The 23,121-nt window shown below is 63.1% G+C and carries 17 protein-coding genes and 2 pseudogenes; 15 read left to right on the top strand and 4 right to left on the bottom strand.

All coding sequences use genetic code 11. From position 1 onward, the window contains the following. Positions 1-30: 30 nt before the first annotated feature. On the top strand, positions 31-861 hold the full coding sequence (locus KZO24_RS24710; protein WP_271183720.1) for an enoyl-CoA hydratase/isomerase family protein: 831 nt from the start codon (positions 31-33) through the stop codon (positions 859-861). 177 nt (positions 862-1,038) lie between these two features. Here the strand turns inward: KZO24_RS24710 and KZO24_RS24705 are convergent. Further along, a pseudogene (locus KZO24_RS24705) lies at positions 1,039-1,933 on the bottom strand (LysR family transcriptional regulator). Positions 1,934-2,029: 96 nt separating this feature from the next. Between KZO24_RS24705 and KZO24_RS24700 the strand changes: the two are divergent. From KZO24_RS24700 to KZO24_RS24680, 5 genes are all read left to right on the top strand, one after another. After that, the gene (locus KZO24_RS24700; protein WP_271183719.1) at positions 2,030-2,359 is read left to right on the top strand and encodes a nuclear transport factor 2 family protein; all 330 of its coding nucleotides are present in this window, start codon (positions 2,030-2,032) and stop codon (positions 2,357-2,359) included. Positions 2,360-2,650: 291 nt separating this feature from the next. Further along, positions 2,651-3,106: a TetR/AcrR family transcriptional regulator gene (locus tag KZO24_RS24695; RefSeq protein ID WP_486487370.1), complete on the top strand. Its 456-nt coding sequence runs from the start codon at positions 2,651-2,653 to the stop codon at positions 3,104-3,106. 264 nt (positions 3,107-3,370) lie between these two features. Next, positions 3,371-5,626, top strand: a complete 2,256-nt coding sequence (locus tag KZO24_RS24690) for a TonB-dependent receptor (RefSeq protein ID WP_271183717.1) — start codon at positions 3,371-3,373, stop codon at positions 5,624-5,626. Positions 5,627-5,739: 113 nt separating this feature from the next. Next, positions 5,740-6,216: a VOC family protein gene (locus tag KZO24_RS24685; protein ID WP_271183716.1), complete on the top strand. Its 477-nt coding sequence runs from the start codon at positions 5,740-5,742 to the stop codon at positions 6,214-6,216. Positions 6,217-6,279: 63 nt separating this feature from the next. After that, the gene (locus tag KZO24_RS24680; protein WP_271183715.1) at positions 6,280-6,786 is read left to right on the top strand and encodes a YybH family protein; all 507 of its coding nucleotides are present in this window, start codon (positions 6,280-6,282) and stop codon (positions 6,784-6,786) included. A 35-nt stretch (positions 6,787-6,821) separates the two neighbouring features. On the opposite strand, the gene KZO24_RS24675 is transcribed toward KZO24_RS24680, so the two are convergent. Continuing rightward, entirely contained in the window at positions 6,822-7,568 is a 747-nt protein-coding gene (locus KZO24_RS24675; protein WP_271183714.1) for a helix-turn-helix transcriptional regulator, read from the bottom strand. Between the two features lie 143 nt (positions 7,569-7,711). Between KZO24_RS24675 and KZO24_RS24670 the strand changes: the two genes are divergently transcribed. Continuing rightward, entirely contained in the window at positions 7,712-8,314 is a 603-nt protein-coding gene (locus tag KZO24_RS24670) for a TetR/AcrR family transcriptional regulator (RefSeq protein WP_271183713.1), read from the top strand. 67 nt (positions 8,315-8,381) lie between these two features. Here KZO24_RS24670 and KZO24_RS24665 read toward each other — a convergent pair whose 3' ends face one another. Beyond that, positions 8,382-10,034 (bottom strand): FAD-binding protein, encoded by a 1,653-nt coding sequence (locus tag KZO24_RS24665; RefSeq protein ID WP_271183712.1) that lies wholly within the window; start codon positions 10,032-10,034, stop codon positions 8,382-8,384. A 407-nt stretch (positions 10,035-10,441) separates the two neighbouring features. After that, positions 10,442-10,768: pseudogene (locus KZO24_RS24660) on the bottom strand (hypothetical protein). 370 nt (positions 10,769-11,138) lie between these two features. Between KZO24_RS24660 and KZO24_RS24655 the strand changes: the two are divergent. The 8 genes from KZO24_RS24655 to KZO24_RS24620 all read left to right on the top strand — a co-directional run bounded on the left by KZO24_RS24655 (position 11,139) and on the right by KZO24_RS24620 (position 23,093). Continuing rightward, on the top strand, positions 11,139-13,496 hold the full coding sequence (locus tag KZO24_RS24655; RefSeq protein WP_486487369.1) for a TonB-dependent receptor: 2,358 nt from the start codon (positions 11,139-11,141) through the stop codon (positions 13,494-13,496). Positions 13,497-13,543: 47 nt separating this feature from the next. Next, positions 13,544-14,920, top strand: a complete 1,377-nt coding sequence (locus KZO24_RS24650) for an LLM class flavin-dependent oxidoreductase (protein ID WP_271183710.1) — start codon at positions 13,544-13,546, stop codon at positions 14,918-14,920. Continuing rightward, a complete protein-coding gene (locus tag KZO24_RS24645) occupies positions 14,917-16,443 on the top strand; it encodes an ABC transporter substrate-binding protein (RefSeq protein WP_271183709.1) in 1,527 nt (508 codons plus the stop codon). The genes KZO24_RS24650 and KZO24_RS24645 overlap by 4 nt, the downstream gene beginning before the upstream one ends. Next, positions 16,440-17,471: an ABC transporter permease gene (locus KZO24_RS24640; protein WP_271183708.1), complete on the top strand. Its 1,032-nt coding sequence runs from the start codon at positions 16,440-16,442 to the stop codon at positions 17,469-17,471. The genes KZO24_RS24645 and KZO24_RS24640 overlap by 4 nt, the downstream gene beginning before the upstream one ends. Positions 17,472-17,475: 4 nt before the next feature. Continuing rightward, entirely contained in the window at positions 17,476-18,297 is an 822-nt protein-coding gene (locus KZO24_RS24635; protein WP_271183707.1) for an ABC transporter permease, read from the top strand. Then, the gene (locus KZO24_RS24630) at positions 18,294-19,985 is read left to right on the top strand and encodes an ATP-binding cassette domain-containing protein (RefSeq protein ID WP_271183706.1); all 1,692 of its coding nucleotides are present in this window, start codon (positions 18,294-18,296) and stop codon (positions 19,983-19,985) included. The genes KZO24_RS24635 and KZO24_RS24630 overlap by 4 nt, the downstream gene beginning before the upstream one ends. An 11-nt stretch (positions 19,986-19,996) precedes the next feature. Next, a complete protein-coding gene (locus KZO24_RS24625) occupies positions 19,997-21,358 on the top strand; it encodes an NtaA/DmoA family FMN-dependent monooxygenase (RefSeq protein WP_271183705.1) in 1,362 nt (453 codons plus the stop codon). A 403-nt stretch (positions 21,359-21,761) separates the two neighbouring features. Further along, on the top strand, positions 21,762-23,093 hold the full coding sequence (locus tag KZO24_RS24620) for a dicarboxylate/amino acid:cation symporter (RefSeq protein ID WP_271183704.1): 1,332 nt from the start codon (positions 21,762-21,764) through the stop codon (positions 23,091-23,093). Positions 23,094-23,121 lie beyond the last annotated feature (28 nt).

Below are 23,121 nucleotides of genomic sequence, written 5' to 3'. Positions count from 1 at the left end.
ACGAAAACGAGAACGAGGACGGGAGCGAAGATGACGGACGGTATGATTGATGGAATCCGCCTGGAGCGCGGGAGCGCGATCGACTGGATCGTGCTCGACCGGCCCGAAGCGGCCAATGCGTTCTCGCGCGGGATGCTCGCCCGGTTCGGCACGGTGCTGCGCGATCTCAAGGCGGACGGCGCGCCGGTGATCGGGATTCGCGGTGCCGGCAAGGGCTTTGGCGCGGGGATGGACCTGGGCCAGTACAACGCCGAGGGCAGCCCGATGGAAGACGTGACGCGCTTGTCGGGCTACGTCGATCTGTGGCGCGACATCTGGCGCCATCCCAAGCCGGTGATCGTCGCCGTGCACGGCTACTGCATCGGCGTCGCCGCCCAGATGGCAAGCTTCGCCGACATCCTCGTCGTGGCGCAGGATGCCGCGATCACCGAGCCGACAATTCCCATCGGCGGCGGCTTCATCGCGCCCACATGGGTTCATCAGGTCGGCGGACGGCGCGCCAAGGAATTCGCCTTCCTGCCGGGCAACAGCATCGACGGCCGAACCGCGGTGGAATGGGGCTGGGCCAACGCCGCGGTCCCGGCCGAGAACCTGGTCGCCTGCGTCGAGGAACTGGCATCGCGCATCGCGCTTGTCCCGCCCGGCGTGCTGGCGATGAAGAAGCGCTCGATCAACCGCGCGATGGAGGCGGCCGGATGGGACCAGGCGCTTTCCGCCATCGCCGAAAGCGATGCGATCCTGCATCTCGAACCCGAAGTCCGGCGCATCCGCGCGCAGCTTGCGACCATGGGGCTGAAGGCGACGGTCGCGGAGTTCAAAGGGCACGGGTCGCAAGAGATCTTCAACTTGCATGGTGCCTGATCTGTCCCTTAGTATTGGGCTCACTCGGTGCTTTACTTCGGGAGCGGGCCTACGGGTCAGAACGGAGTCAGGAACGGGCGCCAGAAGCTTGTTGGTGCCGCAGATGACGGCAGATTTCATTAAAAGACGTGGAACAGTCAATTGCCGCTCCTAGCAAAGGCAGTCGCCGCCAAATGGTCATCCGGCGGATTGCCGCGCCATGTCGATCAAAGCCTTGAAAGCGGCTGAAGGATTTCGCCTGGTAGGGTAGTATAGGCACAACGGCGGCTGTGGCGGCGTCCAGTCTTCTAACACCCGGACCAGGCGGCCCGCTTGAATGTCGTCGCGCACATCGGCTTCCATGAAGTAGCCGATGCCGACATGATCGAGGACGGCGATGCGCGACAAGCTCGCTTCGTCCAGCGTGATCGGACCGGAGACTTCGATCTGAACGGGCGCCCCGTCTTTCTCGAAATGCCAGCGATGCAACGCTCCATTCGGCAGCCGAATGCGAACGCAGGAGTGGCAAAGCAGGTCCGGAGGGGTGCGGGGCTTGCCGTTGGCCTCGAAATACGAAGATGATGCGACGACAGCAAAGCTGCGAGGAGTTCCGACGGGAACGGCGATCATGTCCGCTGGTACGATATTCGCGGTCCGCAAGCCAAGATCGAACCCCTCGGCGACAATGTCCACAATCCGACCTTCGGTGACCAAGTCGATGTGAACTTTGGGATAGCGTCGCAGGAAATCCAACAGAAGTGGACCGAGGATCTCCCGTGCTCCCGTGGCGAAAGCATTGATCCGCAAAGTTCCGGACGGCGTTTCCTGCTGTGACCGGGCGGCGCCCATTGCTTCGTGAAGGGAGCTAATGGCGGGCCTAACCTGTTCGACGAAATTTCGTCCGGCATCGGTGATGCGACACACTGCGGGTTGTGCGATTGAACAATCGGACCCCAAGCTGCCGCTCCAGCTTTGCGATGGCATTGCTCAGCGCTGTTGTCGAAATACCCAGCTCCAGCGCCGCGGCGCGAAACGATCCCCGTCGAGCTATCGCGAGAACAGCATCAAATTCGATCAATCCGTGCTTCGACATTGTCCCGCCTTTCGCGACGTTACATTCAGATTTGGCCCGATTATCACAACCATCGCTCAGCGCTAAATTCCCCTTGTCATCTCAAGGAGCTCAGCAATGCCCGTCGAACTACCCAAGCCCATCGCAGATTATGTCGCGGCCAACGCGCGCCTCGATGTCGACGCAATGCTCGAACCGTTCACTGCCGACGCGGTTTTTCTGGACAATGGGAAGCTCTTTGAAGGCCACGACCAGCTTCGGGGCCTGTTCGAAGAGGAGATCATCGCCGCGAAAGCTATCTTCACGCCGGATGCAATCCGTCGTGAGGACGATCAGGTCGTCGTCGAAGGGCCGGCTCATGGCGATTTCCCCGGCAGTCCCATCCGTTTCACCTATAGATTCACGCTCGAAGGCGATGCTGTAAAGGCTCTGGAGGTGACGCTATGACGGTCAAAGCTGACCCGACCGAGTTGGCACAGGCGGCTGGTCCGCGACATTTTCTCCTGCTGTCCCAAGTCTTGCGATATTTCCGGGATCAACATGGCGAGGCTGCGCCATGAATATAGGAGCTAAGACGGCCGCGAGCCTGTCGCCGGGTGCCCGCGTGTGCCGACCGGTTATACGGTCAACACTTCGTACCGGAAATCGAGCGCCCCTGCTTGCCCCCCGGCCATAGGCAGCACACAATCATGCCGGCTTGACCTTAGTACGATCCCACTTTTTGAAAAGAGAACGGAATTGCCGAAGAAAGTAGATCATGACCAGAGGCGGGTGGAAATTGCCCGTGTTATCAGAGAGATCACTTGGAATGAAGGCGTGGAAGGCCTTAAAATCCGTAATGTCGCAGATAAAGTCGGATATGGCCCGAGCGTCGTTGTGCATTACTTTGAAAATAAGCGCGAGATGCTCAATTTTTCTCAGCGTGAATCGCGCAAGCAGGGAGAAAGAGCGGTTATCGCAGCATGGAATGATGGTGCGAGCTTGGAAGAATGCATCGCCGTGCTTCTTCCGATATCCGATGAAATGAAGTCTGTGTGGCACCTGTTCTTCGCCTTCTGGGGGCTCGCAATGTACGATCCCGAGTTGGCCGACGAGCGGCTTCATGCGACCTCGGATGCCAAGGATATATTCATCGAAATCATCAGGTCAGCCCAGTCACGGGGGAATTTGATCCGGATGCCGATCCCGATCTGATCGCCGTGAATATACAGATCGCGGCGAATGGAATTGCCTCACTAGCGATGCAGAATGATGAACTGTGGCCGCCGGAACGACAGAGGGCGTTCCTGAGAGAGGAACTTCGGCGTCTCGGTTACCGACTTTGACGGCCTATGACCTCGGCCATTCGCGGCAGCTATGACATAGCACAGGTTTATAACACAGCGGTATCATAATAAGCATTCCCCGACAGGCGGACCGCTAAGAGCCCGTTTGCGAGAGATAGGGAGAGTCTGAGAGATGCCGCGCATCGAAATTTTCAAGTCGATCTTGCACGTCGGAGTTGGCGCGCTGGGCCTGGCTGCCGGGATTGCCGCCACGCCGGCATTGGCGCAGAATTCGCCTGCGGAAGTCGATAGCGCTTCCACCGGCGAGATCATCGTCTCTGCCCGCCGCCGCGAGGAAGCGCTGCGCGACACGCCTGTCGCCATCACGGCCGTCAATGCAGCCGCCCTTGAAGCGAAGGCCTCGGTCAACATCGGCGACATCATGGGCGCTGCACCCAGCGTCATGATCACCCAGCAGAACTCAGGCGCAGCCGCCGCCAACGTCGCGATCCGCGGCCTGTCGTTTGCGGACGTCGACAAGTCCTTCGATCCCACTGTCGCCGTCGTGGTCGACGGCGTGTTCATCGGCAGCAGCACCGGCCAGTTCTTCGACTTCTTCGACATCAGCCAGATCGAGGTTCTGCGCGGGCCGCAGGGTACTCTGTTCGGTCGCAACACCATCGGCGGGGTCATCAACATCCGGCGCACCCGCCCCAAGTTCGAATTCTCCGGCAAGGTCGAGGCGTCTTACGGAAATTACGATACCTGGGCTACGCGCGCGGTGGTCAACATCCCTGTCATCGACGATGTCCTGGCCATCAAGCCCTTCTACTTCCACAACCAGAGCGATGGCTATTACCGCCATGGCATCACCGGAGACCGTACAGGCGGCTCGAACTCCGAAAACTTCGGCGTTGCTGCGCTGCTGCAGCCCTCGTCGAACTTCGACGCGCTGCTGACGCTGGAAAAGCAGGTGCAGGACTTCGTGCCGGTCAACTCGAACATCACCAAGACCGGCGAGGTCTTCTGCGCGTTCGAACCTGCCAACGAGTGCAACCGCAACACCACGACTGACCTCTACACCGTGTTTGGCACGCCGGGCACTTCGCATTACGAATCTCCGGCCGTGACGCTGGAAATGAACCTCGATGCAGGTCCGGTGAAGCTGACCTCCGTCACCGGCTATCGCAAGTCGGACGAAGCGCAGACGCAGGACTTCGACGGATCTTCCGCAGACATCTACTTCTCCGCCCGCTCGCAGACCTATCGCCAGTTCAGCCAGGAACTGCGCGCTTCGGGCAAGCTGAGCGACAGCCTCGACTACGTCGTTGGCGGGTACTTCTTCAAGTCGCGCTATTCGCTCCTGCAGCGCACGCGCATCACACTTGGCGCGCCTCCGGCGGTCACGGAGCAGGCCAATATCGGCCATGCCCGCTCGCTGGCCTTCTTCGGCGATTTCAACTGGGCCTTCGCTGACAGGTGGCGCCTCTCGTTCGGCGGCCGCTGGACGCAGGACCGCAAGCAGAACATGGCGCGCGTCGACGCCGACCAGTTCCCCAACGCCAGCGTCACCAACAGCAAGTTCACGCCCAAGATCGGCATCGATTTCCACCCCAATCCCAACATGATGCTCTATGCTTCATGGTCGCGCGGCTATCGGTCCGGCGGCTTCTCGGGTCGAGGCACCACGCTCTTCTCCGCGACGACCGCATATGGTCCGGAAACCGTGGACTCCTTCGAGGGCGGCTTCAAGGGCTCGCTGTTCAACGGACTGCTCGAACTCAACGTCGCCGCGTTCCTGGCGGACTACAAGGACCTGCAGCAGAACACGACAATCCCCACGCAGAGCGGTGTCGGCAGCGAAACGATCGTCACCAATGTCGGCTCGGCGAAGCTGAAGGGCGTCGAGGTGGAATTTACCGCGCATCCGGCGCAGGGACTGACCCTTTCCGGCTCGCTGGGCCTGCTCGACAACAACCTGAAGGACTTCATTTCGCAGGGCGCGATCAGCGCGACGGTGCCTGGCACCCGTACCATCGACTATTCGAACGTCTCGATGATCTACGCGCCCAAGACGACCCTGTCGCTTAACGCCAACTACAAGGTGCCGACCGGTTTCGGCGAAGTCGTGGCGAACCTGGGTTATCGTCATATCAGCCCCTACGACCAGCAGATCGGGCTGGACGCGACCGCGACCTATCCCGCGACCGGAACGGTGGTGGTGCCCCGCAACGATCCGCGCCTGCGCTCGGATACGCAGGATCTGGTTGATGCCAGCCTGACGACGCGGTTCGATCTGGCCGGGCATACCGCGCGCGTTACGGTGTTCGGGCGTAACCTGCTGGACGATCGCGGACCCAACGCCGCCTTCACGGTTGCTGGTCTCTGGTCGTTCTCCAGCGCCCGCGAGCCGCGGACCTACGGTGTGATCCTCGGGTACGAGTTCTGACCCGTTACGGTCGCTGGCTGCCGGCCCGCTGACGACCGACAGGCCGCCCCGGGGAGGACACCTCCCAAATCTTCCGCCCCGGGGCGGCCATTCCCGGCTCAATGGAGAGTGCAGTGATCGATTACAGCAAGGTATTTCATACCGGTGTGCTGGTGCCGGACCTCGACGCGGCGATCGAGTTCTACTCCCGCACGCTGGGACTGCGGTTTGCCGAGCCGTTCACGCTGGAAGGTTTCCCGGTCTGGACGCCTGAGCAGGGCCTGAAGACGATCACCAACCGTTTCACGATTTCGTGCGACGGGCCGGTCCGGCTCGAACTCCAGCAGGGCGAGGCGGGCAGCTTCTTCGATGCTGCTCTGTCGCGCGGCGATCATGTCGGCCTCTGGGTGGACGATGTGGCAGGAACGGTGGACGAACTGATTGCGCAAGGATGGAGCGTGGTTGCCGCGGGAGCTGGTCCCGAAGATCGCTGGGGGCCGTTCGCCTATGTGATGCCGGCTGCCGGGGGCATGGTCGTCGAACTGGCCTCATCGGCGCTGCGCCAGGCATTCGAGCGCTGGTGGCAGGGCGGCGCGCTGACCCTTGGCTGATTTTTGAGGACTGAAGCCGGCAGGCCTCCTTTTCCCCGATACACGCAATGAGCGAGGACAAGCATGAGCGATCTTCTTAACCGCCTGGACGGCGATGCTGGCGTGCGGCGCACCCTTGCGCGCCTCGGCGATTCCATCTTCCGCCGCGATCCTGCGGCCCATGGCCAGTGCTATGCCGAAGACGGGGAGTGGCACGCCTTCGGGACCATCACGCGCGGCCGCGAAGCCGTGGTCGAGCACTGGTGGAACGTCATGCAGGGCTTTCCCTTCGTGCGGCAGACGATCTCCTCGCTCGTCATCGAGGTGGAAGGCGATACCGCTGCCTCACGCGGGCACGTGGATGAAGTGCTGCGCATGCCCGATGGCTCGTATCAGGTTGTGATGGGCATCTATCACAGCACCTTCCAGAAATACGAGAGCGAATGGCTCATCAAGGTCCACCGCTACGATCAGGTCTATTACGGATCGCCCGCGCTCGACGGCAAGTTCTTCCCGGTCATGGACTATGGCGTGCCGCCGCATGATCCGGACCCGTCGCGCATGACAGCGACGATGGACATCAGCCTCTGACGGACCGTCCAGTACAATAGTCCGACGTTGGCCCCTTACGCCGCGCTGGGGAGCAACCCCAGCGTGGCCGCACGGTAGACCGCATTGGCGCGGCTGCTGGCGCCCAGTTTCTCGCACAAGTTCGAGAAGTGATAGCGCACGGTCGTGCGGGCGATGGTCATAGTGTCGGCGATTTCCTCGTCGGTCTGCCCCATTGCGATCAGCCTGATGCACTGGACCTCGCGCGGGCTGAGCACACCTTGCAGGCTGGCGGTCGATGCGTGCCGGTCCCGATCGAAGTCTTCCAGCATGAATTCGCGGGCGAGCGATGCGAACTGCGGCCCGAATGCGGCGTATTGTGCTGAAAGATCAGTGTGCCGGGCTGATTTCGGCGTCAGGATCACGCCGCCGATCCGGCCGAACGCGGTTCGCACCGCGATAGCCATGAGCGCAGGAACTCCCAGTTCCAGAGGCGTATGCGCCCACAGCCGGGTCAGAATGGGGTTCTCGCGCACGGTCACGATCCGGGAACGGTTCGCCCAGAACACATCGTCCTCGACGATCAGCGCCTGGGCGACAAGCGACAGTTCGCCGGCCTTGCGGGTCTCCCAAGGCAGCCTCCTAGGGCCGGGAATGCCCGTGCGTCGGCATCGACCGGGGCGGTTATCCATTACGGAAAGGTCGAAGGCGCCCTGCTGCGAAAGGAAGTCGGAAAGCCGCAAGAAGGCCGAACCGGTGATCTCTGGCGCGTCGTCGCCGGGCGGAGCGCCGCCCCCTGGCCATCCTTTGGAACTATCAGGCATGATCCCGCTTCCCCGCATCATTATATAACTATGTACCAAATAGATTGCTAGCATCTGTCCATAATGGCAGGTCTTGGATTCCCCGATATGCAGCAGTAGCGTAGCTGTCAGAAACAACGACCAGAGATCGAGGTACTTCCCCCATGCCGCGCATAGTCGATCACGAACAGCGCCGCCGGGGCATAGCGAAAGTCGTGTCCGGTTTGGTTCTGAAAGGCGGCGCCGAAGCGGTAACTATCCGCGCCGTGGCAGAGGAGTGCGGCTACAGCACGGCCATCGTGTGCCACTATTTCCGCAGCAAGCACGAGATGCTGGCCTACACGCAGCGGATGGCATGGCAGCGGGGGCTCTCGCGGATCAGGAAGGCGAGCCACGAGGGAAAGGACTTGCTGACGTGCCTGGACTTTGCCCTGCCGACCACCAGCCAACGCTGGCAGGACTGGCATTGCCTGTTTGCCTTCTGGGGGCAGACGCCCGACATCAAGGGCATCGAGACAGAATGGCGCGAGAGCAGCACCACCAGCTATGACCTTTTCATCGACCTGATCGCGGCGGCCCAGGGCCGGGGCGAATTCGATCCCGCCGAAGACCCGAAAGAAGTGGCGACCGAGGTTCAGGCCGCGATAAATGGCATAGCCACGCTGGCGGCCATCCAGCGTCCGGACTGGCCAGCCAGCCGCCAGCGCGAAATGCTGCGCAGACAACTCGTCCGCCTGGGATATCGCCCCAAGTCGCAAAAGGTCTGAGTACGCGTGGCTCCCACCTGCGCATTGCGGGTCGGCGCGCGCAGGAACGGCGCCGACCCGCAGCGTCTCAGTGATTGGGAATGTACGTGCCCAGATGCTTGCCCGCGATATACCCGAAGGTCATGCCGGGGCCCAGCGTACCGCCTGCGCCGCCATAGGCCTCGCCAAGAACGGCAGCCATCGCATTGCCGGCAGCGTAGAGCCCCGGGATGGGAGCGCCGCTCCAGTCGACGACTTGCGCATCGGCATTGGTCTTTGGCCCGCCCGCAGTGCCCAAAGCCCCCGCTTCCATCTTAACGGCGAAGTATGGCCCCTGGTCGATCACGCCAAGCGTGCGGTAGGGCGCTTCGAAATCGGTATCGCCCCACATGTAAAAGTTGTCGTACGTGGCATCGCCGCGGTTGAAGTCATCATCGTGGCCCTTGCGGACCATATCGTTGAAGCGCGCCACCGTGGCGGCAAGGCCGACAGGATCAATCCCGGCTATTTCCGCCAGTTCTTCCAGCGTATCGGCCTGCATCATGTAGGACGGCACCGGCCCGCCTGCCGGTGTGTTGAAGGTGTGATACTTGCTGCGGTAGCGCTGGTCGATGATGAGCCAGTACGGCAGGTTGGCATAACTGTGGGTGCCCGCGTCGAAGGCGTGGAGGGTCTTGCCAACGGCGTTGTAATTGGCCGCCTCGTTCACGAAGCGCTTGCCCGCGCGGTTGACGAGGATCGCACCCGGCCGGGCACGCTCGTCTGAGCCCAGCATGTAGTTGGGCTTGGCCTCGCGATGCTGGGGCTTGAATTCGAGCGCGCTCTGCATCCAGTAGGCATGCTGCATGTTGCCCAGTTGCGCGCCTGCTTCCATTGCCATGAGCAGGCCGTCGCCCTCATTCTCAGGCACGCTGACGGGGCCGGTCAGCGGCCCGCGCAGGAAGGTCTTTACCAGCGTCTCGTTCCACTCGAAACCCCCGGTCGCGATGACGACGCCGCGACGCGCGCGCACGCGATAGTCCCGGCCATCAGCGTCCTCGGCAATGACGCCCACGACCCGGTCGCCGTCCTTGATCAGCTTGCGGGCGCGCTTTTCGAACTCGACCGGAATATCGCGCTCCAGCACGGCAAGGAACAGCGATCCGGCCAGGGCTTGTCCGAGGCCGCGATAGTCCTGCGCCTCGCGCTCGGCCAGTGCGGCCTCGTCGAGGCTGCCGGTGATCGCTTCCATCAGACTGCCACGCAGCGGATAGGCCATCTTGCTCGGATTTACGCGCCCGGCCCATTTGCCGAGGCGATCGAAGGAGAACGCCTCGTTGTCGAGCGAGCGGCCGCCGTCCGCTTTGGCGCCCGGCACGTAAGACTGGTAATCCGGAAAGTCCGCGAAGACGTGGAAACGTACCGGGGTCTTATCCGCAAAGTAGCGGATCATCTCCGGCCCCTGTTCCATGAAGGCCATCAGCGTATCAGGATCGAGCGCGTCAGGGCACAGGGTGTCGAGGTATGTCACCACGTCCTCGTCGGAATCCTCGATACCGGCCTCGGTCTGGTAGTGGTTACCCGGCACCCACAGCATCCCGCCGGACATTGCGGTGGTTCCGCCGACCATGCCGGTTTTTTCGAGGATGACCACGTCCTTGGCGCCGAAATCGTGCGCCGTTATCGCCGCCGTCATCGCCGCGCCGCCAGACCCGAGGATGACTACGTCAACCTCCCGATCCCACGAGAACTCTTCAGCCATCGAAACTCCTCTCAACCTTCTACCCAAATGACCCGATCGGAATGAAGCCATGGTCATTTTATAACATAGTTATAACTTGCACTCTAAGGAGATGGCACCTCTGAAAAGTCGTAGGATAAAGCGCGCGCGCCATGCGTACCCTGGCCCCTTCGTTCTCATGGAGCTTTTTATCCGCGGTTGTGATCGTGCGCATGGGAACTCAGGAAGCCGCCTAGGCGGCCCCGCCGAGTACGACTTATCTCGCCCTAACTGGATTCGGACTTCTCGGATCAACTGTCAGCCGACAAGTCGCGTTTCCCCGAACGGCAACATATAAAGGTGAAAAATGGGCGGAACATCTGGTTTTGGGTGCGGAGCCGCCACGATTTAGGGCGTGGGCCCTCGTGGTCGCAAGGAGCCGGGCAATCTCAGATTTCGGTGCCCTCGGCCAACGTCAATGCGTCCTCCACGTCCACTCCAAGGTATCTGACCGTGCTTTCGATCTTCGTTTGCCCAAGCAAAATTTGAACTGCGCGGAAATCGCTTATCCTGATTTTCACCAGATCGCATCCGCGAAGCTTGCTATCGATAGTGAGGTGAAAGAGCCCACAATCTCGGATCTCGCCCATGCTGGTCGAGAAAGCAGCGGATCGCCCATATCTGACGGGTTTGAACGCTTGCTTCGCACCAACCTTTCGCCCGGCGTTCCAAGATACCCGCTGACGAGCGGCGGGATCAAATTCTGATAATCCCATGACACATCTCCTGCGGCCTTAACGGCTATAGGTAGAACGTTTCGCTCTCGCCTCGGCGAGAGTGACCATCGGATAGCTCAGAAGGACATCGTCTTCTGCCGCAAACAATGCGGTCGTGGCCACCGAATTGTTGTGCTCGGCACTATCTACATTGGTGGCTTGCGCAATGAGCCCGAGGCTGTCTCAACGGCCACCAGCATCTGCGCGAGGCTCTGAACCAAATTCGCACTTTAGGCGAAGTCATATAGACTTCAGACTATGTCTATTGATTGAGTAGACATAATTCCGCCAGACCGCCCCCCGTCAGTTGGTTCAGGGGGTCGGTTTGATAGCGTTGTTCAGTACGTCTTTTTCCGGAAGAAGGCGCAGATTGCTTGCCGGTGCGGCGTCCGCGATTGCCGTCTCCGCGGTGGTTGTTCCTCAGGCCGCTTCGGCCGAGGAAGCGGCCAGCCCGGCGGATGCAGCGGCCGTTGCCGCAGACATCGGCGAAATCACCGTGACCGCGCGCTACCGCACGGAAAGTGCGCAGGACGTTCCCATCGCGATTTCCGCCATTTCCAGCCGCCAGCTGGAGGCGCAGGGCGTCAGCTCGCTCAAGCAGGTGGTTCAGCAGCTCCCCAGCCTCAATATCCAGGGCTTCAGCGGCCGCAACCAGACGATCACGATCCGCGGCATCGGCACCAATGCCGGCGGCACCAACGACGGGCTCGAACAAGGTGTCGGGCTCTATGTGGACGGCGTCTACCGGCCGCGTACCGGATCGGTCATCACTGACCTGATCGACATCGAAAGCATTCAGGTCCTGCGTGGGCCGCAGGGCACCCTGTTCGGGAAGAACACCGTTGCGGGCGCGATCGACATCACCACGCGCGAGCCGCAGTTCCAGCAGGAAGCGCGGGCGGAGCTGAGCTACGGTAACTACAACCAGGTGCGCGGCTACTTCGCGTACAACGGGGTGATCAGCGATGACCTGGCGTTCCGCGTCTCGTACTTGCGCAACCGGCGCGACGGATTGATCTACAATACCACCCAGCGCGAGCATTGGGACAACCTCGACAATCATGCCGCGCGGTTCGATCTGCTCTACAAGCCGAGCGCGGACTTCAAGCTGCGCCTGATCGCGGACTACAGCATCCAGAAGGGCGACGTCGGCTTTACCAGCATCGCCGGCGTCCTGCCGACGACACTGGCGAACGGCGCGCAGGTCCGCGGGTTCTACCGCCGTGCCGCCGACGTCGGATACACGCCGGGCACCGTCAACGCCTTCGACCGCAAGACCGACATCGACTCCTCGCAGTACGACGAGATGCCCAGTTGGGGTGTTCAGGCCCGCGCGGACTGGGACGTCGGCCCGCTGACGCTGACCTCGATCACCGCATACCGCAACTGGAAATGGGTGCCCAATTACGACGGCGACCAGTTTGGCGCCAACATCATCACCAACAGCGTGGTGGCCACCAAACAGCAGCAGTTCAGCCAGGAACTGCGCGCCGCATCCAAGGGCGGCGAAACCATCGACTATACTGCCGGGCTCTACTTCTTCTGGCAGGAGGCCGACGACGACGTCATCAACCGCTATGGCCGCGACGCGACAACGTGGCTGACCACCGCGAACACGCCGACGGCTTCGGTATCGACATTGCCCTCCGCCGTGTTCGACGGCCTGACATCGTACAATCACGTCCTTCCCGCGACCCACAGCTATGCCGCCTACGGGCAGGCGACCTGGAATATCTCCCCCTCGCTGCGCCTGACGGGCGGTCTTCGCTACACTTACGAGCACAAGACCGGCATTTATGAAGCCTACGCGACGGGCGATTACGCGGCGCTGTCCAGCTTCGATCCGGCGATCCAGTCCACCGTCGCCGTGCTGCGCGCCGCTTATGCGCCTGCGGGCGCCTACACCGCGTCGGACAACACCAGTAACGTGTCCGGCACCGCGATCGCCGCCTACGACCTTTCGAGCGACGTCCATACTTATGCGTCCTATTCGCGCGGGTACAAGTCGCCCGGCATCAACCTCGTGCGCCAGTCACTGGGCGTGGACATCTTCGTGCGGCCCGAGAAGGTCGACAACTACGAACTGGGCATCAAGACGCGCCTGCTGGGCGGCAAGGCGGAATTCAACCTCGCGCTGTTCTGGGCCGACGTCAGCAATTACCAGGCGAACTTCGTCAACTACGCGGTGACGCCTGCCGTCGGCTACATCAGCAACGTCGGCAAGCTGCGTTCACGCGGTGTCGAGGTCGATGCCCGCGCCCAGCCTTTCGACGGGCTGAACATCGGCGTCGCGGGAACCTACAACGACGCGGAGTACCGCTCCTACCGCAACGCGCCCTCGCAGTTCCTCTATTCCTACCTGTCCTCGATGGACCTGTCGGGCCGCCGCGCTTCGGGCGCACCGCGCCTCGCCCTGACCGGCAACGCCGAATACCTGCATTCGGTGGGCAACGTCGATGCCTTCGCGGGCGGCGACATCAGCTATCGTTCGGGCTTCTACGCAGCGGTGAACCTCGATCCCTTTACCTGGGTGCGCGGCTACACGCTGGTCGGCCTGCACGGCGGCGTGCGCGATCCCGATGACCGCTGGGAGGCCTCGCTGTGGGTGCGCAACCTGTTCAACAAGAACTACTTCAACACGCTCTCCGTCAGCGCTTCCAACGGCATCGTCCAGGGCGCTTTGGGCGAGCCGCGCATGTACGGGCTGACGCTCAAGGGGCGCCTGTGAACCAGCCTGCAATCACCGAACGACCATCCGGCAAAGGAGTTACGGCAATGACCAGAAGAACCTTGAAGCTCGGCCTCGTCACGATGGGCGCGGGCGGTCCCGGCCAGCACAACCGCTGGCTCGATCCCGACATTCCGGCGGACGCCAGCGTCAACATCCGGTGGTATATCGAACAGGTGCGCAAGGCCGAGGCCGCGAAGTTCGACTTCGTGTTCATCGTCGACAGCCAGTACATCACCAAAGACTCGCCGCCGCACTACCTGAACCGGCTGGAGCCGCTGACCCTGCTTTCCGCGCTGGCGACGGCGACGAGCCATATCGGCCTTGTCGGCACGCTCACCACCTCGTTCAACTCGCCGTTCAACCTCGCTCGCCGCCTCGCTTCGCTCGATCTCATCAGCGGCGGGCGCGCCGGCTGGAACGTCGTCACCAGCGGCGATCCCGGCGCTGCGGGCAATTTCGGTCTGGACGAGCATTACGACTATGAAACCCGCTATGGCCGTGCGTTCGAATATATCGACGTGGTGCAGGGCCTATGGCGCTCGTACGAGGATGACGCCTTCCCGCGTGATCGCGAGACCGGTGTGTTCCTCGATCCCGCCAAGCTGCATGCGCTGAATCATAAGGGCAGGTATTTCTCGGTCACCGGGCCGCTCAACCTGCAGCGATCGCCGCAGGGTCAGCCGGTGATCTTCCAGGCCGGCGATTCCGATCACGGCCGCAACCTCGGCGCGCAGACCGCCGATGCCATCTTCACGCACTCCGCCTCGATCGAGGATGGCCGCGCTTTCAAGCAGGACATCACCCGCCGGGCCGTCGCGGCAGGACGCGGCGCGGATGACGTTCTGATCCTTCCCGGCGTCAGCATATACGTGGGCGACACGGACGAGGACGCCCGCCGCATCGAGACCGAATCCCGCCGCGCGGACCAGAGTTTCGAGCAGGCTCTCGGCGAACTCGGACGCTCGTTCGGATGGCATGATTTCCGCCAATATGACCTCGACGCCCCCTTCCCGGCCGAGACGCTCGAACACGCACGGCGCAGCTTCTTCACGCAGGCACAGCGCATCGTCGAACTTGCCCGCAAGGACGACCTGACCCTGCGCCAGACCGTGGAAGTTCTCAGCGCCTCGCGCGGGAGCCCGTTCGTCGGCAGTGCCGAAACCGTTGCCAACGAGATCATCCACTGGTTCGAGGGCGGCGCACTCGATGGCCTCAATGTGATGCTCGGCCACCCGGACCAGTTCGACCGGTTCCTGAACGAAGTCGTGCCGATCCTGCAGGCGCGCGGCGTCTATCGCAGCGAGTACGAGGACACCACGCTGCGCGGCAACCTGGGACTGCCCAAACCCGCCAACATCCGCGCCGAAGCCTCACAACCCCCGACTGCCCGGCGCGAAGAGCCGGCGCTGGCGGTCTCGTGAAAGCACGCTCCCTCGCAGGCTGGGCGGTGGTCCTGGCCGCCGTCCTGGCCACGGCCGGGTGCGGCGGCTCGGGCGACAAAGCTGCCGAAAAGGCGCGCGTCCGCTGGGCCTTCATGCTACCCACGTCGTGGGACCCGGTGACGAGCCGCACCGGGGCCGACATCAATACCGTCAGCCTCGCCTATGCCTCGCTCACCCGGCTCGACAAGGATGGCAACGTCCAGCCCGCACTGGCGCAGAGCTGGACATACTCTCCGGACGGCAGGACACTGACCTTCCAGCTGCGCGACAAGCTGAAATTCACTGACGGCACCCCGCTCGATGCCGCCGCCGTGAAAGCCTTCTTCGAACGCGGCAAGACGCAGAAGGATTCCTTCCTGCGCCCCGAGATCGAAAGCATCGCCAGCTTCGATACCGACGGGCCGCTGCGCGTGGTGTTTCACCTTTCGCGGCTCGATTACCAGCTGCCCTACGTGATGGCGGGCCGTGTCGGCGCCATCGCCAGCCCCACCGCCGCGGCGAAGGACAAGGCGAAGCTGGCGCTGTGGCCGGTCGGCGCAGGGCCGTTCAAGATGGTCGAATTCGTGCCGGAATCGCACGCCTATTTCGTCAAGAATCCGGATTACTGGGACGCTGCGAATATCCACGTCGAGCGTCTGGAACTGACCACGCTGTCTGAGCCGACGACGACGATCGCCTCGCTTGTCTCGGGCGCGATCGACGTGGCCTCGATCGGACCCAAGCGCGTGGAGGAAGCCCGTGCGCGCAAGCTGACGGTCACCACCGCCCCGTCGCTCAATGCCAGCGATCTCATGATCAACCGCAACAAGGCGCCCTTCGACGACCCGCGCGTGGCCGAAGCCGTGCGCTACGCCATCGATCGCGGCGAACTGGTGAAGACGCTCACGGCCGGTCTCGGCACGCCCACCAACCAGCCTTTCCCGCCGCACTACTTCGCCTTCGATCCGCAGACGAGGGACAAGTGGGCCTATGATCCCGCACGGGCCAAAGCGCTGCTGGCGCAGGCCGGCCACGCACCGGGTTCCCTCACGGTCGAGATCGTCATCAATCCGCTGATCAACGAGGGTCTGCCGGAACTGCTGCAGGCCCAACTGGGGCGCGTCGGAATCAAGTCGCGCCTGCGCATCGTGCCGCCGGGTTCATCCAGTTGGCAGAGCGAGGTCTATATCGCCAAGCGCCCGGCCACGGCGGTTGACGGCACGGTCGGACGGGAATCGCCGGTCCAGAACCTTCTGGCGGTCTACGGGCCGCAGGGCATCATGAACCTCAGCGGTCCTTATGCGCCGCCCGCGTTCCTCAAGGCCATCGACGAGGTGCGGGCCACGCCGATCGACGCGCCTCAGTACAAGGAGCGCCTGCAACGCGCGACCCGTCTGGGCGCCGAGCAGTCGCCCAGCGTCTGGCTGTTCAGCACGCCGTTCATCGTCGCCACCCGTTCGAGGGTGAAGCACCTCAACATCGTGCCCTCGCAGATCCGCTGGGAAGGAGTGACGGTCGAATGACCACCATCTCCGAACCAGCGCCGCCGCAGGCAGCGCCCATCGTGACCGGGCGGACCATCCGCCTGCGTCACGGCAAGGCGCTGCTGCGCCATGTCGGCGGGACGCTGGGGATCACCTTGCCGGTCTTCTTCATCGCCACGCTCATCACCTTCCTGCTGGGCGTGGTGTCCGGCCTGGATCCGGCAGCGGGGATCGCGGGCGACGCCGCATCGCCCGAGACCGTCGCGCGCATCCGCGCCGATCTCGGCCTCGATCAGCCGGTGGTGTTCCAGTATCTGCACTGGATAGGCGGCGTCCTGCGCGGTGACCTCGGCACGTCCTGGTTCAACGGCGTGCCGGCTTCCGAACTGATCCTGCAGCGCCTGCCGATCAGCCTTTCGATCGCGGGCGTGGCGCTGCTGGTGGGCGTGGTATTCGGGCTGGGCCTCGGCCTCGTGGCGGGCGTGCGCCATGGCGGGCGGCTGGACCGCGCGATCACGCTGTTCGCGGCCCTGGTCTCGTCCCTGCCGCCTTTCGTCGTAGCCTTCGTGCTGATCCTGATTTTCAGCCTCTGGCTCGGCTGGCTCCCGTCTTCGGGTTACGTGCCTTTCGCGGACGATCCGATCGGCTGGCTGGCCGCCGTGAGCATTCCGGCCGTGGCTCTCAGCGTCGATGTCGTCGCGGACCTCGCCCGGCAACTGCGCACCGGCCTCGTTGTCGCGCTCTCGGAAAATTACGTGACCGGCGCGGTCGTGCGCGGCCTTTCGCGCCGCCGCATCCTGTTCGTTCACGTCCTGCGCAACGCCTCAGGCCCGGCGCTGACCGTGCTGGCGCTGAAAGTGCCGATGCTGATCGGCGGCGCCGTCGTGACGGAGGCGATCTTCAACATGCCCGGAATGGGCAAGCTCGCCGCCGACTCCGCCCTGCGCGGCGACGTGCCGGTCGTACAGGGCACGCTCGTCGTGTCGATCCTGCTGATCCTGGCCTGCAACATGTGCGTCAACGTCCTGCTGGGCGTCCTCCAGCCAGCCGCGCGGCGACGGAGTTGAAACCATGATCCGCCAGCTCCTGCGCTACCCCAGCGCCCGCGCCGCCTTGGTAATTCTCGCTATCGTGGCCATACTCGCCGTCTTCGGGCCTTTCATCGCACCGCATGATCCGCTGGCGCAGGACGGCTCGGCACTTTTGCAACCACCCGGCACGAGATACTGGCTGGGCACCGATGCACTGGGCCGCGACGTCTTCAGCCGGTTGCTGGCCGGATCGACCGTCTCCGTCCTTGCCAGCCTGCTCTCGGTGTCTATCGGGTTGGTTCTGGGCGTCGTTCCCGGCCTGCTGTCGGTCTTTCTCGGACGCCGGTTCGAATGGATCAACCTGCGTGTGATCGATGCGCTCATGATGCTGCCGTTCCTGGTCTTCGCCATCGCCATGACCGCGATGCTGGGCAACGGGCTGGTCCAGGCGATGTTCGCCGTGGGCATCCTCATCACCCCGGCCTTCTTCCGGGTGACCCGCGCGGCGGCCCTGTCCATCGCCAATGCCGAATACATCGAGGCCGCGCGCCTGATGGGCGCCTCCACCTCCGCCATCCTGCGCCGCCACGTCGTCGCCAAGGTGCTGCCCCCGGTGGCGGTGGCCGCTGCATCGATGACCGGCGCGTGCCTTTCGATCGTCGCCTCGCTGACGTTCCTCGGCATCGGCGTCGTGCCGCCCGACCCGACCTGGGGCGGCCTGCTCGCGACCGACCTCGCCAACCTCTACGACCGCCCGTTCGGCCCGGTCGCCCCTGCCCTGCTGATCGTCGCGACCGTCTGGGCGCTCAATGCGCTTGCCGACGCGCTCAGGGATTCCGGACGAAAGGAGACCGCCGCATGACGCAAGCCCACTCCGGCCTTCCCGCCGACAACGTCGTTACTCTCGGCATCCGCCACCGCCGCCCGGAACCGCCTGCCGAGCCATTGCTTTCGGTCCGCAACCTCCATGTCGTGACGGCGCAGGGCCGAGAACTCGTGCGGGATGTGAGCTTCGAACTGGCAGCAGGAGGGACGCTGGGCATCGTGGGCGAATCCGGCAGCGGCAAGTCGCTTACCTGCCGGGCGATCCTGGATGTCCTGCCGCCGGGCCTGAACGTGGCCTCCGGCTCCATACGCTTCGGGGACGTGGACCTTTCCCGGCTCGACGCGGCATCGTGGAAGGATTTGCGGGGGAAGGCGCTTTCGGCCGTGTTCCAGGACCCGGGCTCCTACCTCAATCCTTCGATCCCGGTGGGTCGCCAACTGGTGGAAGCGATCCGGGCGACGCTGCGCCTCGGCCGCACTGCCGCCCGCGACCGCGCGCTGGAACTGCTTCGCCAGGTCGGCTTCGAGGATGCTGACGCAGTCTATCGGCAGTACCCCTTCGAGCTTTCGGGCGGCATGGCCCAGCGCGTGCTCATCGCGATTGCGATCTGCGCCGGGCCGCGCCTCCTGATCGCCGACGAGGCCACCACCGCGCTCGACGTGACGGTACAGGCCGAAGTGCTGGACCTGATCGACAGGCTGCGCCGCGAACAGGCCCTGACCCTGATCCTGGTGTCGCACGATCTCGCCGTGGTGTCACAGATCTGCGAGCACGTCATCGTCATGCGAGACGGCGCGATCGTGGACGCCGGGCCCACGCGCAGCGTACTCGGCAATCCGCAAAGCGCCTATACCCGCAGCCTGATCGAAGACCACGCGGTCCACACGATCGACAGCGCCCGCCCGGCATCGGTAAGCGGCAAGCGAACGCCACTGCTCGCAGTGAAGGGGCTGCATGCGGGCTATGGAATCCGCACGGTGATCGAAGACGTCGATCTGGAACTGGCTCCCGGAGAAATTCTCGGCCTGATCGGCGAGACCGGCTCGGGGAAAACCACGCTCCTGCGTACGATCCTGGGCCTGATCCCGACGGCGAGCGGCACTATCGAACTCGATGGCGCGCGGATCGACGGATTGAAAGCCGGACCGCTGCGCGAACTGCGACGGTCCGGCACGTTGCAATACGTGTTCCAGGATCCGCTGCGCAGCCTCGATCCCGACCTGACGATCGCGGCCTCTGTTACCGAGGGTCTCCATCTGCGCGGTGAAACCGATGGCGCCTCCATCGCGCAGGCACTCGGCGAAGCCCTGCAGGCCGTCGGCCTCGATGCCGCGCTGGCCTCGCGCCTGCCCCGGCACCTTTCCGGTGGGCAGCGGCAAAGGGCGGTGATCGCCCGCGCGCTGGCGCTCGCTCCAAGGGTGCTGCTGCTCGATGAGCCCGTCAGCGCGCTGGATGCGGTCAATCGCCTTCATGTCCTGAAGCTTCTGCGTGGTCTGGCGCAGGAAAAGGGTATCGCGCAGGTCTTCATTTCTCACGACCTCGGCTCTGTCGCGGGGATCGCGGACCGGGTGGCGGTGCTCTATCGCGGCCGCATCGTCGAAACCGGGCCGGCCGACCAGGTGCTTGCCAGCCCGTCCCATCCCTACACCCGCCGTCTGCTGGCTGCTGCGCCGCGCTTGTCCGCGCAGCGCAGCGAAGCCCCAGCCGTATTCACCGCTCACTGAAAGGTCCGATCATGGCACGCGATACACTGAAGCTGGGAGCCGTCCTGATCGGCGTGGGCGATGCATCCGGGACCGAACTCTGGCGCGATCCGCAAGTGCCGCTGGACGCCAGCGTCAACATCGATTGGTATGTGAAGCAGGCCAGGGAAGCCGAGGACGCCCATTTCGACTTCGTCTTCATAGTCGACAGCCAGTACATCACGCCCGACTTTCCCAACCATCACCTGAACCGGCTGGAGCCGCTGACGCTGCTCTCCGCTGTTGCTTATGCCACCAACCGCATCGGCCTGGTGGCGACCGTCAGCACAACGTACAGCGAGCCTTTCGATATTGCCCGGCGACTGGCTTCGCTCGACCTCATCAGCGGCGGCCGCGCCGGGTGGAACATCGTGACCAGTCAGGATCCCGGGACGGCGGGTAACTTCAGTCGCTCCGGCCATGGTGATTACGACATGCGATACCGGCGCGCGGACGAAGCGGTCGAGGCGGTACAGGGCTTATGGCATTCCTACGAAGAAGGTGCCTTCTCCCGCGACAGGACTGCGCCGCGATTCCTGGATCCTGCAAGACAGCATCGGCTCGATCATCGCGGGGAGTTCTTTTCGGTCACGGGACCGCTCAATATCCAGCGTTCGCCGCAGGGGCAGCCGCCGCTGGTTCAGGCAGGAACCTCCGATCAGGGCCGCGACCTCAGCGCGAGACGCGCCGATATCGTCTTCAGCTTCGCGCGCAGCACCGATGAAGCCATCGAACTGGCACAGGACATTCGCGCCCGCGCACAGGCGATCGGGCGCGATCCGGACGAACTGCTCTTCATTCCGGCGTTGAGCATCATCGTCGCTGATACCGACGAGGAAGCGCTGCAGATCGAGCGCCAAAGAACGACGGCCGGCGATATACGCCGCCGTCTGGATGCGCTTTCGCGACAGTTCGACGGGCATGATTTCAGCACTTACGATCTCGACGCGCCGTTTCCCGAGCTTCCCCGCAGCGAAGACGCCGGGATCAGGCGGTTTCACGATGATATCGATAATGCCCGGCGCGCGGGCGTCACTCTGCGCGGTGTACTGGAGGCGCAAGCGCTCGGCTGGCTGCGGCTCGTCGGCTCGCCCGAAACCATCGCAGATCAGGTGCAGCACTGGTACGAAAGCGGCGCCGCCGACGGGTTCAATCTCTTCGTCCAACATCCTGCCGACTGGGATCGGTTCCGCGCAAAGGTCGTTCCCATCCTGGTGGAACGCGGGCTGTTTCGCGGGCAATACGAAGCCGAGACCCTGCGCGGTCATCTAGGTCTGCCGCTTATCGGCAACCGCCATGCTGCTGCGGGCCAGACGGACGGGGCGGTCCGGCATTTCGAACCAATCGAAACCTGAAAGCGCAGGCGGCCCACCATCACAAGGAATGAGCGGTATGAACGAACAGTGCCGCCGCTCGCATCGATCAATCCCCTGCCACGGCACCCTATCATCGAGAACGACGTGGTCAGCTATGCCGCACCAAAATCCTTGACCGAGTGACCATTGGCGTCGGCTCCGAAATCGGTGGCAATGTCTGGATCACCCATGACATCTCAGCTCAATCAGATGATGCAGACGCGGAAACGGAATCATCTGATCCGACGAGCCCGGGAGGACAGGTTGACCAGGATCAAGTCCAACTGACGCTCGCGGGAGCGCGTGGAAAACCTGCATGACGTACAAGCGACGAGATATTTCTCTATCATTGCGATAGAGAAACTTGTTTGCGCTTCAACTCATGATGATTAGGCAAAGCCGAATGATCCCTTATTCGGATATTGTCCGCCGCCCACGATTTCACGGTTTTGGGATGCAAGTGCTGCTCGGCATGATCGTGGGGATACTGGGCGGGTTGATCATACGCGGATTGGACCCGCAGAGCGCTTTCGCCATGAGTGCCACGCTCACCTTTCAAACTGTAGCCCAAATATTTGTCCAACTGCTGCGAACACTCGTTCCCCCGCTCATCTTCACTGCCATCGTTGCGTCGGTGGCAGCGCTGCGCGGTTTGGATAATGCAGCGCGACTGGTCGTGCATACACTTGTATGGTTCGCGATAACCGCGCTCATCGCAGTGATGATCGGCATGGTACTGGGCTTGTCGATCCAACCCGGACTGCACGCCGGCATCAGCCGGACCGCCGCTCAAACGCCCGCTTCTGTCGGCAGCTGGCTGGACTTTCTGACCGGGCTAGTGCCGTCCAACTATTTAGGCATGTCGGCTTCCACGAACGTCGAGAATGGCAAGGCGAGCACGTCGGTCACGTTCAATGTCCTGCAGATCATCATAGCAGCTGCTGCAGTCGGCGCGGCCGCCGTGCGGGTCGGCGAACAGGCGAAGCCGTTCCTGAGTTTCATGACCTCTGCCAACCAAGTGCTGCGCCAGGTACTGCGCTGGATCATTGCCTTGACCCCCATTGGCTCCGCTGCGCTGCTGGCCAACGCTGTCGTACGTTATGGATGGGATGCAATGGCGGCTCTGGGCAGTTTTGCAACTGCGGTTTACGCCGGGCTGGCTATTGTGTTGCTGGCCGTTTACCCAGGCCTGCTTGCGCTACATCGGATCGACCCGCGCAAGTTCTTCGCCGTGGCCTGGCCCGCCATCCAGATCGGTTTCCTGTCGCGCTCTTCTATCGGCACGATGCCGGTCACCGAGCAAGTTACCGAGCGACTGGGAGTGCCCCGCGCTTACGCCGCCTTCGCCGTGCCGCTCGGATCGACTACGAAGATGGATGGCTGTGCCGCAATCTATCCTGCGATCTCAGCCATATTCGTGGCGCAATTTTACGGAATCGCGCTGCAGCCTTCCGACTACGTGCTGATCGCCTTCGTCAGCGTCATCGGATCGGCAGCAACCGCCGGCCTCACCGGCGCTGTCGTGATGCTGACCCTTACACTCTCGACACTCGGCCTTCCGCTGGAAGGCGCCGGATTGCTGCTCGCGATTGATCCGATACTCGACATGGGTCGTACTGCGGTGAACGTTGCAGGACAGGTGGTCGTCCCAGTGATCGTCGCAAAGCGCCTGGGGTTGTCGGAGACTAACACCATCGCCTCTCCAGATAAGCAAATATCGGAACATATTGGATAAATTTATGAGACAGATTCTGTACCGGCAT

The sequence above is a fragment of the Novosphingobium sp. NFX11 genome (assembly GCF_057376415.1).
Note: the sequence above shows the minus strand (reverse complement) of the source record. Positions and strands in the feature narration are given on the sequence as shown.

Coding starts and splice junctions, on each gene's coding strand:
- KZO24_RS24640 (WP_271183708.1), top strand. CDS start 16,440: ATGACCACCATCTCCGAACCAGCGCCGCCGCAGGCAGCGCCCATCGTG.
- KZO24_RS24710 (WP_271183720.1), top strand. CDS start 31: ATGACGGACGGTATGATTGATGGAATCCGCCTGGAGCGCGGGAGCGCG.
- KZO24_RS24690 (WP_271183717.1), top strand. CDS start 3,371: ATGCCGCGCATCGAAATTTTCAAGTCGATCTTGCACGTCGGAGTTGGC.
- KZO24_RS24630 (WP_271183706.1), top strand. CDS start 18,294: ATGACGCAAGCCCACTCCGGCCTTCCCGCCGACAACGTCGTTACTCTC.
- KZO24_RS24625 (WP_271183705.1), top strand. CDS start 19,997: ATGGCACGCGATACACTGAAGCTGGGAGCCGTCCTGATCGGCGTGGGC.
- KZO24_RS24675 (WP_271183714.1), bottom strand. CDS start 7,568: ATGCCTGATAGTTCCAAAGGATGGCCAGGGGGCGGCGCTCCGCCCGGC.
- KZO24_RS24700 (WP_271183719.1), top strand. CDS start 2,030: ATGCCCGTCGAACTACCCAAGCCCATCGCAGATTATGTCGCGGCCAAC.
- KZO24_RS24635 (WP_271183707.1), top strand. CDS start 17,476: ATGATCCGCCAGCTCCTGCGCTACCCCAGCGCCCGCGCCGCCTTGGTA.
- KZO24_RS24670 (WP_271183713.1), top strand. CDS start 7,712: ATGCCGCGCATAGTCGATCACGAACAGCGCCGCCGGGGCATAGCGAAA.
- KZO24_RS24680 (WP_271183715.1), top strand. CDS start 6,280: ATGAGCGATCTTCTTAACCGCCTGGACGGCGATGCTGGCGTGCGGCGC.
- KZO24_RS24650 (WP_271183710.1), top strand. CDS start 13,544: ATGACCAGAAGAACCTTGAAGCTCGGCCTCGTCACGATGGGCGCGGGC.
- KZO24_RS24620 (WP_271183704.1), top strand. CDS start 21,762: ATGATCCCTTATTCGGATATTGTCCGCCGCCCACGATTTCACGGTTTT.
- KZO24_RS24665 (WP_271183712.1), bottom strand. CDS start 10,034: ATGGCTGAAGAGTTCTCGTGGGATCGGGAGGTTGACGTAGTCATCCTC.